This is a genomic window from Paenibacillus mesophilus, from assembly GCF_005938385.1.
Classification (GTDB): domain Bacteria; phylum Bacillota; class Bacilli; order Paenibacillales; family NBRC-103111; genus Paenibacillus_AB; species Paenibacillus_AB mesophilus.
The window spans coordinates 368047-382653 of record NZ_VCRA01000001.1 but is presented as its reverse complement, the minus strand read 5'-3'; the positions used below and the strand labels follow the sequence as shown (position 1 = coordinate 382653).

General features: G+C 55.8%; 9 protein-coding genes. 8 read left to right on the top strand and 1 reads right to left on the bottom strand.

Going from position 1 to position 14607, the window contains the following annotated elements:
* Positions 1 to 95: 95 nt before the first annotated feature.
* The 3 genes from FE783_RS01375 to FE783_RS01365 all read left to right on the top strand — a co-directional run bounded on the left by FE783_RS01375 (position 96) and on the right by FE783_RS01365 (position 4171).
* The gene (locus FE783_RS01375; protein ID WP_138877515.1) at positions 96 to 1634 is read left to right on the top strand and encodes a coproporphyrinogen III oxidase; all 1539 of its coding nucleotides are present in this window, start codon (positions 96 to 98) and stop codon (positions 1632 to 1634) included.
* Between the two features lie 12 nt (positions 1635 to 1646).
* On the top strand, positions 1647 to 2483 hold the full coding sequence (locus FE783_RS01370; RefSeq protein WP_138877514.1) for an AraC family transcriptional regulator: 837 nt from the start codon (positions 1647 to 1649) through the stop codon (positions 2481 to 2483).
* 140 nt (positions 2484 to 2623) lie between these two features.
* Positions 2624 to 4171, top strand: coding sequence for a HEAT repeat domain-containing protein (locus FE783_RS01365; protein WP_138877513.1), 1548 nt, complete (start codon positions 2624 to 2626; stop codon positions 4169 to 4171).
* 449 nt (positions 4172 to 4620) lie between these two features.
* Here the strand turns inward: FE783_RS01365 and FE783_RS01360 are convergent, their stop codons facing one another.
* Complete coding sequence (locus FE783_RS01360; RefSeq protein WP_138877765.1) at positions 4621 to 5874, bottom strand: MFS transporter; 1254 nt, start codon at positions 5872 to 5874, stop codon at positions 4621 to 4623.
* Between the two features lie 274 nt (positions 5875 to 6148).
* On the opposite strand from FE783_RS01360, the gene FE783_RS01355 reads away from it, so the two are divergent.
* The 5 genes from FE783_RS01355 to aspS all read left to right on the top strand — a co-directional run bounded on the left by FE783_RS01355 (position 6149) and on the right by aspS (position 14559).
* Positions 6149 to 8104, top strand: coding sequence for an FAD-dependent oxidoreductase (locus tag FE783_RS01355; protein WP_238402818.1), 1956 nt, complete (start codon positions 6149 to 6151; stop codon positions 8102 to 8104).
* A gap of 585 nt (positions 8105 to 8689) precedes the next feature.
* On the top strand, positions 8690 to 9349 hold the full coding sequence (locus FE783_RS01350) for a TetR/AcrR family transcriptional regulator (protein WP_138877512.1): 660 nt from the start codon (positions 8690 to 8692) through the stop codon (positions 9347 to 9349).
* Between the two features lie 105 nt (positions 9350 to 9454).
* Entirely contained in the window at positions 9455 to 10669 is a 1215-nt protein-coding gene (locus FE783_RS01345) for a YhgE/Pip domain-containing protein (protein ID WP_138877511.1), read from the top strand.
* A 799-nt stretch (positions 10670 to 11468) separates the two neighbouring features.
* Positions 11469 to 12734 (top strand): histidine--tRNA ligase, encoded by a 1266-nt coding sequence (hisS, locus tag FE783_RS01335; protein ID WP_138877509.1) that lies wholly within the window; start codon positions 11469 to 11471, stop codon positions 12732 to 12734.
* A gap of 46 nt (positions 12735 to 12780) precedes the next feature.
* Complete coding sequence (gene aspS / locus FE783_RS01330; protein ID WP_138877508.1) at positions 12781 to 14559, top strand: aspartate--tRNA ligase; 1779 nt, start codon at positions 12781 to 12783, stop codon at positions 14557 to 14559.
* The last annotated feature ends 48 nt before the right edge of the window (positions 14560 to 14607 follow it).

Here is a 14607-nt window from a genome sequence, read left to right as displayed (position 1 = left end):
TAAGTGCGATACCAGGCTGTTTTTCCGAGTGGTCCGCCATGGAAGCGGTCCGGAAAAAAGAGCTTGATATTGCAGAGGGAAGGGGCGTTCACGGCATGAAAGTGGAAATGAAGCAGGTCGGATTCCATGATTACCAAATGGACATTTTTCATATATGGAAGCTGTTCTACGAAGAAGTCGATATCGTATACGAAACCGCCGACGATGCCGTTATGCGCATGACGCTGGAGTTGTCGGTGGAAAACGGGACGGCTGCGGTTAAGGCCGATTTGACCCATCCGGAAACGGAGCGGGTATGGACGCATACGGAGCGTCGCCGGCTGAAGAACGAATCGGACGAGCAGCGGCGCAAAGAACTGAAGCGTGTCGTAGGCTCGGCGATGCTGCGCGTTCTGGAGGAAGCGACCGGTCTGGAGCAGCCTTGGGGCGTGCTGACCGGCGTCCGTCCGACGAAGCTGATGCACAATATGCTCCGCAAGCAGGGACGCGAAGCGAGCGTGCGCCAGCTGCAGGAGGAATATTTGCTGACGGACGGGAAAGCAAAGCTGCTGGCGGATATCGCGGAGCGCCAACTGCAGGTCATTCCCGATTTGTTCGAGCTGGACCGCGAGGTCAGCCTGTATATCGGCATTCCGTTCTGTCCGACCAAGTGCGCTTACTGCACGTTTCCGGCCTATGACATTCGCGGCAGTAACGGTTCCGTCGATTCGTTTCTGGATGGGCTTCACTATGAAATCCGCGAAACGGGCAAATGGCTGAAGCAGGCGGGACTTGCAATTACGACGATTTATTGGGGAGGCGGCACGCCGACGAGCATTACGGCCGAACAAATCGACGCCCTGTTCGTGACGATGCACGAATCGCTGCCGGATATGGACAAAGTCCGCGAGCTGACGGTAGAGGCGGGCCGCCCCGATACGATTACCCCGGAGAAGCTCGCTGTCATGAAGAAGTGGAACGTCGATCGGATCAGCATCAACCCGCAAAGCTTCACCCAGCTCACCTTGGACAAAATCGGCCGCCATCATACGGTCGAGGAGACGATCGAGAAATTCCTGTTGTCCCGCCAAATGGGGATGGACAACATTAATATGGACCTGATCATCGGACTGCCGAACGAGAGTACGAACGAATTTCAGCATACGCTGGACGAGACCGCCAAGCTGCTGCCGGAATCGCTGACAGTGCATACGCTGTCGTTCAAGCGGGCGTCGAAGATGACCAAGAACCGCGACCAGTACGAAGTGGCCGAACGGGACGAAATCGCCGACATGATGAAGATGGCGAACGACTTTATGGAAGCGAACGGCTACCACCCTTATTACATGTACCGCCAAAAAAACATGCTCGGCAATCTCGAGAACGTCGGCTACGCGCTGGCCGACCACGACAGCCTCTACAACATTCTCATGATGGAGGAGCGGCAGACGATCATCGGACTCGGGTGCGGAGCCGTCAGTAAAGTGCTGTATCCGGCAACCGTGGACGAGGATGGGAACGAGCATCAGAAGATCGAGCGGTTTCCGAATCCGAAGGAGCCGTCCGTTTACAATCAGGCGTACAAACAATATTACGATAAAAAAGTCCGGCTCCTGGACGAAGCGTATGGACATACGCTGAGCCACCCTCTATAGGCGGGAATAACGATGAAGACGAATAAATCGCTCTCGCGGCTGCGGCATTTGCTCGCGAATGTGCAGGTCCATTTGTCGATCGCCAATTATTCGAAGGTGAACCTGAAATGGCGGCAAATGAATTTCGTGCCGGATTTCAACCGGTTTTATTATATCCGGGAAGGGGAAGGCTGTCTCGTGATCGATGGGGTAACGTATTACCCCCGTCCGGGGCAGCTTTTCGTCATGCCTTCCGGTGTGAAGCAGTCTTATTATGCGATTAATGAGAACGCTTTCGGGAAATATTGGTGCCACTTTACGGCCAAAATCGGCGACACGGATCTGTTCCGGTTGACGGGCGTTCCTTACTGTATCGACGTGACCGATCCGGAGAGGCTTACCCGCCTGTTCTCGCAGCTGATCGAGCATTACGAAAGCGGCGCCTTCTCGGCGGTGCTGCTGCAAAAAGCGACGCTGCTCGAGATCGTCAGCCTGTTTCTGGAGAGCGCCGTCATGGACCGGGATTCGCTGCGTCCGTTCGACGAAGACGGCGGCATCCAAAATTTGAACAAAGTGCTGAAATATATCGAGCTTCATCTGCACGAGAATGTGACCGTCCAGCAGCTGGCCGACCTCGTCCATTTTCACCCGAACTACTTGATCCGCCAATTCCGCGAGCTTGTCGGCATTTCACCGATCCAGTACGTACAACGGCTCAAGATCGATGCGGCGAAGACGCTGCTGACCGCGACCGACGAATCCGTGTCCGAAATCGCCCGCCGAGTAGGGATGGAGCTGTATTATTTTTCGCGTACATTCAAGAAGCATGCCGGCTTGGCGCCTACGGAATACAGGCAGTTAATGCGCTGAGGCTTTGGCCGAAAATAGGTTAGTTTTGTGCAAATGAAGGTGAGCTTCCTTCATTCCTTAGTGATCCGTTTTCCGGCATAGTGGAGTTGTAGAAACCAAGGAACGTTAAAGTTCCCAAATCGCGGTTTGGAGGGGCTCCTATGGGAAACGATATCCGTTTGTTGACGGACGATCAGATGAGGCAGTTCATTACGGAAGGATATTTGCTTTTGAGAACGGATTTCTCGCAGCCGTTTCACGAGTCGCTGCTCGGGCAGCTTAGCGAAGTGTACCGTAGCGAGGGCAATCCGGGCAATAATCTGCTTCCGCGCATTCCGCAGCTGCAGAAGGTGTTCGACCATCCGGTCGTGAAAGGAGCGCTTACGAGCGTACTGGGACCGGGCTATATGATGCACGCCCACCGGCACGGCCATTTCAACAATTCCCCGAAGCCGGGCGGCTGGCACAAGGACAGCTATTGGGGCTACAAACGGATGCGCAATCACCGGCCGTGGTGGGCGATGATCATGTACTTCCCGCAGGACACTCCGATCGAGCTCGGTCCGACGGGCGTTATGCCCGGTACGCAAAATTATGAGACGCGGACGTTCGCGGCGGACGACAGCGCAGGCGAAGTAACGGCAGCGGGAGAAGCGGGAACGTTCGTGCTGATCCATTACGACATTTGGCATCGGTCTACGGCCAATGTGGCGGGACGGGAAAGGTTCATGCTGAAATTCGAGTTTATGCGCACGCAAGCGCCCGAGGCGCCGAGCTGGGACAACCGCGTCGAAGATTGGGAAACTCCTGCCTCGCTAAGCGGTTCGGTTTACTGGCATGAGGCGATGTGGCGCGACGCCTGGGATTGGTTGAGCGGCCGCCAGGCTCAGGATGGCGGCAGCGCGGCTTTGGCGGAGGAAGCTCAACCGGCTGAGATCGGGCGTCTCCTTGATGAGCTTCTCTCCGAAGAAGCCGGGCGCAGAGTGGATGCCGCGGACCGGCTTGCCATCCTTGGTGCCTCCACGGCGCCGTACGGAGCGGTATCCGCCCTGGAACAGGCGCTTGCCGATGCGTTCGAGCCGGTTGCGGTCAACGCGGCTTACGGACTTGCGCGTATGGGCGGCGAAGGGGTTGAAGCGCTGCAGCGCGGCTTGCTCCATGGGGAGACGAAGGTGTCCCGTCTGTCCTCGTACGGCTTGGCGGTAGCCGAGGAAGCCTCGATCGGCAAGCTGCTCGAAGCGCTCGGCAGCGAAAGCGAGGATACGGTGTTTCACGCGGCTTTCGCGCTTGGCGAGCACAGAAGCACGGCTTCGTCGGCCGAAGCGGTCCGGAAGCTGGCGGAGTTGCTGCAGCACCCTTCCGAGCGGCTGCGCTGCGCGGCGGTGGACGCGCTCGGCAACGTCGGCGCATTCCGCAGCGAAGCGGCGCATGGGGAAGGCGTCGAAGCGTTGACGAAAGCTTTGCACGATTCGGACGCGCAAGTCCGGTTTACGGCCGGCTTGTCATTGGCCAAATGGGGGGCCCAGGCGGAAGGGGCCGTTCCGGGACTGGTCGGCGCGCTGGAGGACGATAACCGTTACGTCCGCGCCCACGCCGCCGAAGCGCTCTATTATATCGGTACGGCTAGAGCGAAGGACGCGCTGCTCGATTTTCTGCGCGCTTCCCGCTGGTGTCCGACGACGACGCCGGCGAGTACGTTTTATCCGTAACGGTCTGGACATGCAAAAACCGGTATTCTCCTGTTCGGGAGAATGCCGGTTTTTTTGGAATAAGTTCTTCACCGTTCTGAAACGAAGTATATTCTTGCGTGTCACTTTCATACGAAAGATTCGATGGAGAGTTAAACGGAACTTTCATTTCCTCTATTGATTCAGAAAGAGGGGAAAACCATCGTAAATGGAACTTTCAGTTCCGTTATTTGCCCCGTTTTAGTATAAAATGATGTTTGTTTTGTCCGATAGCGGAACTCAAACTTCCGTTAAGCCCGATTTCAACCCTTTGTTTTCGAAATAACGGAACTCCAAGTTCCGTGAGCTTTTCCGCTTTTCATCCGTAGGAATAAGCGATTGGGACAGGGGCTTTTGGAGAAACCAGACCGTATCAGGATTGAAGCTGCATGCGATCTGGTTTCGGTCCGCCACGATTGCGACGATTGGCTTCAGGAGCTCGGCGATACGGCATTTGCCGATTCCGGAGCCTTTTTGTTCATAATCGGAACCATAACCGAAGCGCCGATCAGGAACAAGATGCCTGCGGCCGTGTAGATCGACTCGAGCGGATACGAGTGTTTCAGCGCTCCGGCAAATGACATGGATACAACCATCATCCCCATGAACATGGGATTCAGCACCCCGTTGACCCGGCCGACTATCGACTCATGCGACCATTTCAAGATCATCGTACTGATCCCGATGTGGATACAAGGGAACACAAGTCCGTTCACAAACTGAGTGACCAACGTTACCGCAACGCTTGTCGAATACCCGACGATGACCGTACATAGGGCGCTGAACAGCATACCGAGCGCCAGCAAAAGCTGCGGCGCGACCCGCTTCGAAAAAACGGCAACGATTCCTCCGCCGATCAACATGGCCGCGCCGTTAACCATGAGGATGTATTGCAAGAACTCCTCGGTTCGGCCCAACCTCTCCGTTACGATAAACAGGGTGAGCGCTTGGGCCAGACCGACGGCGAGACCCGCCAGTATGAACGCAAGCCCGAGCATCCGAAGAACAGGGCTGTTCCATACATAACGAAAGCCCTCGACAAACTCCTTGCGAAACTGGCCCTTTCCGGAATGGGCGGCCTTATCGACCCGGTCCTTGGGCAGGCGCATCAGTACCAGTGCGGACAGTATAAATACAACACCCATGACTGCGATGGAAGGCTCCAGGCCGAGGTTGCTGTAAAGGAAAGTTCCGAGCATCGGCCCCAGCACCAAAAATATCGCCATGAGCGACTGGAACAATGCCATTCCCTGCTGAAGCTGATGTTCCGGTACATGCTGCTTGAATAGACGCATGCCCGACGGCTGCGAAAACTGCGACAATATGGCCGATATGAACGTAACAAAGTAAACGGAATGCCAAGATCCGTAATGAATGGTCAGCAGCACAATGAACACGGACGCGGCAGACAGCAGATCGCACCAGATCATCGTTCGTTTCGGCAGCCACCGGTCGGCGAACGTGCCGCCAATGAACGAAAACACGAAGATCGGCGCGAATTCGGCTATACTGATAAGCGATATCGCGTAGGGATCGTTGTTAGTCCGTTCGGCGACGTAAAGCAGAATCGCGAAATTTCGCACCCAAATTCCAATCTGCAGCAGCACGTTCGACAACAGTATAGTTTGAATAAAACGGTTGCCAAGAATACTTGGGGTACTTGCGGTAGTCTGATGCGAATCCAAACCTCTCACACTCTCCTTCTAAAATCGTTTCCGTACTATTATAACCTGTATTCTATTCCGAGATTTCTTCTAATTTGCTCTGTTTTCCATTATGCCTACCCATCTTCACCGTCAGGAAATACCTCATGCAGTTGCTGAATCGAAAGCGATAGGTCGAACGCGACTTTGCACTTTTCTTTCGGGCCGGAGGGTTTGGATTGGAGCGTTTTGCCCGAATGCCCCGATTATGATACACTTTGGATGTCATTTTACTTATGAGAATAGGATGGGATCAATGGCTCGACATGTAGATCGCGCAACCGCACGCAAAAATGTTATCGTCATGCTGCTTTTGATCGGCTGTGCCCTCGCTATCGCCGCCGTTACCGCAGTAGGGCTGCTGTGGGACCGCAAAGGAAAGCAGTCGCCGGGGAAGCCGGGGGAGCTTGCCGCGGTACAATCGGTGCAAACGGTGAAAAACGCGTACGACGTCATCGTCGTCGGCACGGACCCCGAAGGGGTGGCAGCCGCCGTTTCCGCAGCTCGCAACGGATTGAAAACGCTGTTAGTCGACGGACGCGACCGGGAAATTTTGGGCGGCCTTATGACGCTGGGCTGGCTGAACAGTCTCGACCACAATTACGACAGAGAGAAGAACAGTCTTATACCGGGCAAAGCGGATATATTGAATCAAGGCATATTCATGGAATGGTATAAGAAGGTGGAGGGCGATTCGTTCGACGTCGTAACGGCGGCCAACGCTTTCAACACGCTCGTCAAGAACGAGAAAAACATCGACCTGCTGCTGAAAACGAAATCGATCGCGCCGAAGCTGGCCGCCGGTACGAACGGCAATCAGAAGGTGACCGGAGTGACGATCACGAAGGCCGACGGCTCCGTGCAGGAAGTATCGGCCAAAGCGGTCATCGACGCTACGCAGGATGCGGATATCGCCGCATCTGCCGGAGTGCCGAGCACGATCGGACGAGCCGACCTCGGGGACGAGAAATCGAGAATGGCGGTAACGCTCGTATTCCGCTTGAACAACGTCACTCCCGAAGTGTGGAAGCAAGTGCAGAAGCGGCTGAAGGACGACGGCGACCCGAACACGGACGCCAACGAGCTGAGCGCGTGGGGTTACGGGGAAATGCAGAAATACCCGCCGAACAACAAGGAGCGGGTCAAAATGCGCGGCCTCAACATCGGCCGCCAAAACGACAATACGATTCTTATTAACGCGCTGCAAATATTCGGCATTGACGGGCTTGATCCGAAATCGCGCGCGGAGGCGTTCGAGATCGGCAAGAAAGAGCTGCCGTACGTACTGGAGCATATGAAGAAGCTGTACCCGGAATTCGCCGGTGTGGAGCTTACCGGTACGGCGCCGGAGCTGTACGTCCGGGAGACGAGACATATGCTCGGAGAATACCGGCTGACGATGATCGACGTGCTGGAGAACCGCGACCAATGGGACCGCATCGCTTTCGGGTCGTACCCGGTAGACATCCAGCGCACGTCGCCGTCCGACAACGGAGCGGTCATGAGCCATCCTCTCAAGTACGCGATTCCGTTCCGCTCGATTGTGCCGCTTAAAGTGGACAATCTGCTCGTCGTCGGCCGATCCGCCAGCTTCGATACGCTTCCGCACGGAAGCGCCAGGGTCATTCCGGTCGGCATGGCGACCGCCGAATCGGCCGGAGCGGCAGCCAAGCTCGCTATCGACAAAGGCGTAACGTTCCGCGAGATGTCGGCTTCGAAGGAGCAGATTGCAACGCTCCAGGATATGCTGAACAAGCAAGGAATGGATTTGAAGGCTTATCAGCCTAAGCCGGAAGCGTTCATGGAGCAGAAGGCGTATCCGGGCTTGAAGGAAGTCGTCAGCATGGGGCTCGTCATCGGCGGATATGACAACAGCGGTTTCAATACGCAGCCGGACTCGAATCCGCAGCGTCTGCTCAACTTGATGCAGGGCGTGAAGCGGGTGAACAAGCTGACCGGCGATCCGAGCGGAGTCGTCTCCGGCATGCAGGAGCCTGCGAAACAGCCGCTCACGCTCGAGCAAGCTGCATGGACGATGGCCAAGACGATGGGCTACGAAGTCACGGCCGCCCAGTCGGTGCAGGAGCTGCAGGCCAAAGGCTTGCTGCAGCAGGCGACGATCGACTCGATCGCGGACAAGCAGAAGCTGAACAACGGCGACACGTACATGATGATCCGCGATTTGGTGGAAGCGGTTCGGAAGAAGAAATAAAGGCGCTTGCGATAAGCGGGCATAATAGGGTTCATTGGAGAGCGTCTCCCCGGAAGCGGGGGGACGCTTCTTTTGTTTGAACCGGATTGTGCATATGCAAATAGCAGTCTTTGTTACTTTGTTAGCTCTTAATTGTCGCAGAATAGGGTAGGCACAACAGCTAGGAGTCGATAGGGACTCTTACTTTGGATAAACCGGTGCGTTTTTGCAGATTGCTCTGGAATTAGAGTCCCAAACATCGGTTATTTGATAAAAATGGTCGATTTTCCTCTCAATAGGAGTTACAAACAACTCTTATTTTGCTTAGTCGAGGGAAATGACTCGCACTTTACGCTCGCTGCAATCGTTTTCCGAATTGTAACATGAATGTAATCTGTTTTTCATTCCGCTTTAATGTGCCGGGCCTATAATAAATCTCGACCCCCTTTTTCATATAAACTATGGATAACCTGCGGCGCATGCTGCGGGTTCTTTTCTTTGTCGGGCGTTGTTCGTGCTGCGCAGCTTATTGACAACCGACTTGTCCCCGATGTATGATTTCGTTGAACGATCGGTGAATGAAAATGTAGAAAGAGTGAGCGGGAAATGAGCAAACAGCCCCGGGGCCGCAATGGAACTAGCCGGGATAAACAAGCGGCCGAGCGTAAGGAGCAGCTGTTGGCTGCAGCTAAGTCGTTGTTCGCGGAGAAAGGATATCACGCTACCTCGACACGAATGATCAGCCAGAAGATTGGGATGGCCGACGGCCTGCTGTATCATTATTTTCCGGACGGCAAGATGGAGATGCTCCAATCGATTATAAAGGAAGGCCACGAGAAGCGGGTATTGCAAGTGGACGAATCGAGGATTCTTATGCATGACGATCCCGATGTGCCGCTGAAGACATGCTTGGTCGATTTTTTGACCGCGGTTTACCGGATATTGTTGTCCGACAAAGAGCTGCTGCGCATTCAGTTCCGGGAGCAGGAGCTGCTTGATGAGAGCGTCGTCGGCTACTTGTCGGAGTCGGTAGGCCAGCGCCGGGCTCTGCTGGCAAAACTGCTGGAGAGGCGTGCCGCCCTCGGGCAAATACGCGAGATCGATTATGATCTGGCGGCCATACAGGTTATGTCCGTCAATATGATGATCGTATTCAAAACCGTTTCCGGCATCGATCTGACCGATGGGGATGCGGATACGTTCAGGGAACGGATGATCGCCCATTTGGTGGACGGCTGGACGAACGGCGGCGCGGCGCCAGGTTGACCGCGGCAAGTCTCCTCGGAGCGGGGAGACTTTATTTACGGTTTTTAATTCACTGAATGTTCAGTGAAAATTATAATAAACTAAAAACGATGGGAGCTGTTCGGCATGAGTGGGATAAGATCATTTTTTGCGCAGAAGACGGTTTGGATCGGATTGGCAGCCATGATAGCGGTCATTGCCGTGCTGGGCTGGGCCATATTGGGATCAACGGTTAATCCAGTTCCGAAACATTTGCCGATTGCTCTGGTCGCAGCGGATCGCGGGGCGGAAATACCCGGCGTCGGCAAAGTAAACGTAGGGGAAATGATCAAGCAGAAACTGACGGCGACACAAGCACAAGCGGCGAGCGGGGAAGCGCCGCCGTTTGCCTGGACCGTATTGGACAGCGAAAGCGAAGCATTGAAAGGTTTGGACCGGCAGACGTATTATGCGGCGGTAATTTTGCCTGATAACTTGAGCGCCAATTATGTCTCGCTGATGTCGCCATCGCCCGGGACCGCGGGCATTCGTGTGCTGATCAATCAAGGGAAAAGCGGTGTGGCGGCATCCATGGCGACGCAGGCGCTGGGGAAAATGGTGGAAGGGATCAACGCGCAACTCCGAGAACAGGCGTTGGCGCAAATCCAGCAAGCCCGGGGCTCGACTGTGTCGATCGCGCAGGCGAGAGCGCTGGCCGCTCCGCTGGCGGCATCGTTTGAGACAATAAATCCGATCACCGCCAATTCGGCCAACGGAAATGCCCCTGTCGTGCTGACCCAATTGGCTTGGCTCGCGGCTTTGACCGCGAGCGCGCTGATGTACTTGACGGGCGGCAAGCTGAAGGAAACGGGAAGATTGGCCGTAGTAACGGCTCAATTGATTGCGGGAGCCATCTATGCGGTTGTTGCCGCCGGTTCGGAATTGCTGATCTCGGACAGCTTGTTCGGTCTCCGTATCCCGGACTGGACAAATACGTTTTGGTTCCTGGCGCTGGCCGTATTCTGCTTCTACTTGCTGCAATCTGCGGTCCTTTCCTGGATAGGGCTGAAGGGGATGCCAATTCTCGTGCTGCTGTTCTTTTTCGGACTGCCGATACTCGGCCTGCCTCCCGAATTTTTGCCGGATGCGACGCGGGATTGGCTATATTCCTGGATTCCGTTCCGCTTCAGCGTCGAAGGACTGCGCGATCTGTTCTACTTCCGGCAAGGTCTGAACGTAGGCGCCCCATCATCTATTCTAAGCTGGATCGGGGTCGCCGGAGCCGCTCTTATGATCGCTTCCGTGACGAAGCGGCGGGACGTTGCGCGGGGGACTGCCAGAATCGGCGGCTCCGCCGGTTAAATCCGCATCCGGGCCGTCTGCGGCCGTGCCGCCGCTGCCGGGCTGCCGCTCCTTGCCCGATGCTTCATAGCAGGAGTGACAATATAAGATATGATTGTCCGAGACGCCGTCCAGAAAACCGCCTTTGCAATAAACGGCCGTTTGACAAACCGAGCAGTTGCCGACGAGTTCCATGAGTTGCCCTCCTTAATGAATCGTTGCTCGAGAATAATCGCTACTCTTATTGTAGCATAATGATTCCCTGGCGCAGCGATTATTGTGCGGGGCAAGTCCGATATTCGGCATAAGAGGACCCGTTCCCGCACAGCTCTTGACTTTGCGCAATCGGTTGGATACAATCATAAAGATAACTTTGTTGATTCGCGGATGGGACCAAGTAGCTCGAACCCACGACCTACAGAGAGGGAAGCCCCGGCTGTAAGCTTCCCGGCGATGGACGAACGAATAACTTCCCGGAGAACGGACGGGGAACTCCTGGCACGACCATGACGGGGACGCAGCTCGCACAGCAGGTGCGGCAGGCGGACGATCGGAGGTTGCCCGGGCAGTAGCCGTATCGCGTAAGGCGGGCGTTAACCGCATTAAAGTGCGCGCTTTGAAGGAGCGGATAGGCATGGCTTGATGCCGCGTTTCCCGATCCATTACCGAGCGGAGGAACGAATGTTCCCGGCAGGACATAGCGCGAATGCGGGTGGTACCGCGGGCATTTTCGGCTTACGAATATCCCGTCCCTGGCAATGAGCCGGGGGCGGTTTTTGTATTTTTTGGCCAATTGGGGCAATGAGCGAGGAGGGGTAGCATGAGCATTCAGAAGCCGAAGGGGACGCAGGATTTGCTGCCGGGCGTCGTCGAGAAATGGCAGTATATCGAGGAGAAGGCGCGCGACGTATGCCGCCGCTTCAACTACAAGGAAATCCGTACCCCGATCTTCGAGCATACGGAGCTGTTCCAGCGGGGCGTCGGTGAGACGACGGATATCGTCGAGAAAGAAATGTACACGTTCCCCGACAAGGGGGACCGCAGTATGTCGCTCCGTCCGGAAGGAACGGCGGGAGTCGTTCGCGCCTATGTCGAGAACAAGCTGTACGGCGAGCCGGACATCAACAAGCTGTATTACATCGGGCCGATGTTCCGTTACGAGCAGCCGCAAGCGGGACGGTACCGTCAGTTTCACCAGTTCGGCATCGAGGCGATCGGCTCGGTCGATCCGAGTCTGGACGCGGAAGTCATCGCGATGGGTTACTTGTTCTACAAGGAGATCGGCTTGAAAGGCGTCAAGGTGGAGATCAACTCGGTGGGCAACCCGTCGTGCCGCTCGGTGTATCGCGAGGAGCTGCAGAAGTTTTTCGCTCCGGTCAAGGACAAGCTGTGCAAAGACTGCCAGTCGCGCTACGACCGGAACCCGATGCGCATTCTCGATTGCAAGAAGGATCAGGAATACGGCGTAGGGGCGCCTTCGATTCTAGATTTTCTCGACGAGGAATGTTCGACCCACTTCAGCAAAGTGCAGCGGCATTTGACCGACATGGGCATCGAATACGTGATCAATCCCCGCATGGTGCGCGGTCTTGATTATTACACGCATACCGCGTTCGAATATAAAGCGGCGGGCATCGGCGCAATCGATACGATCAGCGGCGGCGGACGGTACAACGGTCTTGTCGGAACGATCGGCGGCAGCTCGGTCGACCAGCCGGGCGTCGGCTTCGGCTTGGGGCTGGAACGGGTGCTGCTCGTGCTGGAGGCGCAAGGCGTCGCCGTGCCGGGCGTTCGGCCGATTGACGCTTACTTGATCGGCATGGGCGAAGCGGCGGAGAACGAAGTGGCGAAGCAATTGTTTGCCCTGCGGGCTGCGGGCTTGACGGCGGAGAAAGATTATTTGGGGCGCAAGATGAAAGCCCAAATGAAATCGGCCGACCGTTTTGCCGCCAAGTTCACCGTTATTTTGGGCGAAGACGAGCTGAACCGCGGTACCGTTACGTTGAAGAGAATGGCTACCGGAGAGCAAGAGGAAGTCAAGCTCGAAAGCTTGGCCGAGACGCTGATAGCGAAGCTGGAGCAATAAAATTGTCTTTATGGGACGATTCCAAATGTGGAGGATGACAAACAATATGTTGAAAACACATCATTGCGGCAATCTGGGCAAAGCTAACGTAGGAGAAACGGTCGTATTGAACGGCTGGGTAGCGGTCCGTCGCGACCTGGGCGGAGTTTTGTTCATCGACCTGCGCGACCGGAGCGGCATCGTGCAAATCGTATTCAACCCGAACTTCTCCGGCGAGGCGCTGGCGATCGCCGACAAGGCGCGGTCCGAATATGTGCTGGCGGTTAAAGGGAAAGTCGTGGAACGCGATCCGGCTACCGTTAACCCGAATTTGGCTACCGGCGAAATCGAAGTGCAAATTCATGAGATCGAAATTCTCAATACGGCCAAGACGCCTCCGTTCTTTATCGAAGACGGGGTGGAAATCGACGAGCAGCTTCGTCTGAAGTACCGTTACTTGGACCTTCGCCGTCCGGAAATGCAGAAGACACTCTACCTGCGTTCCAAAGCGGCCAAAGTGTTCCGCGATTTTTTGGACGATAATGGCTTCCTCGAAATCGAAACGCCGATCTTGACGAAAAGCACGCCTGAAGGCGCACGCGATTATCTCGTTCCGAGCCGCGTCCATCCGGGTGAATTTTTCGCGCTGCCGCAATCACCGCAAATCTATAAGCAGCTGCTGATGGTCAGCGGTCTCGAGCGGTATTACCAAATCGCCCGCTGCTTCCGCGATGAAGACCTTCGCGCGGACCGTCAGCCCGAGTTTACGCAGGTGGACATCGAGACTTCGTTCCTTTCCCGCGATCAACTGCTCGATCTGATGGAAGAGCTGGTCGTCCGCCTGTTCAAAGAAACGGTCGGAGCCGACATTCCGCGTCCGTTCCAGCGGCTCAGCTATGCCGACGCGATGGGCAAATACGGCTCGGACAAGCCGGATCTCCGTTTCGGCCTCGAGCTTGTCGACGTATCCGATCTTGTGCAAAATTCGGGAGTGCAGGTGTTCGCCAATGTGACGAAGAAGGGCGGACAAGTGAAGGCGCTGAACGCAAAAGGCTGCGGTACATGGAGCCGCAAAGAAATCGACGACCTGCTGCCGTTCGCGGCGCGCTATGGAGCCAAAGGTTTGGCGTGGATTCAAGTGAAGGACGGCGAATGGAAAGGGCCGATCGTCAAGTTTTTCAGCGAGGAAGAAATCGCAGCGCTTAAAGAACGTCTTGGCGCCGAAGAAGGCGACTTGCTGTTGTTCTCGGCGGATACGAAGAAAGTCGTTGCCGATGTGCTCGGCAACCTGCGTCTGAAAATCGGCCGCGATCTCGGCTTGATCGACGACAAAACGTTCAAGTTCGCTTGGGTGATCGACTTCCCGCTGCTCGGTTACGACGAGGAAGCGAAGCGGTATGTGGCTGAGCACCATCCGTTCACGCGTCCGAAGGAAGAGGACGTACACTACTTCGACACCGACCCGGGTCAAATCCGCGCTCAAGCCTACGACCTTGTGCTGAACGGCTACGAAGTGGGCGGAGGCTCGATGCGGATATACAAACGCGACGTTCAGGAGAAAATGTTCGAGGCGCTCGGCTTCTCCCGGGAAGAAGCGCACGAGAAATTCGGCTTCCTGCTTGACGCCTTCGAGTACGGTACGCCTCCGCATGGCGGCATCGCCTTCGGCTTCGACCGACTCGTCATGCTGCTCGCGGGACGGACGAACCTGCGGGAAACGATCGCCTTCCCGAAAACGGCCAGCGCTACCGACCTGCTCATGAACGCGCCGTCGACGGTAGACCAGAAGCAGCTGGATGACTTGTCCATCCGGCTCGCCGTCAAGGAAGCCGCCGCAAAGTCTTGATCGGTCGAGGATGACCGGAATAAGCATCAAAGGTAAAATTGGGGCCCC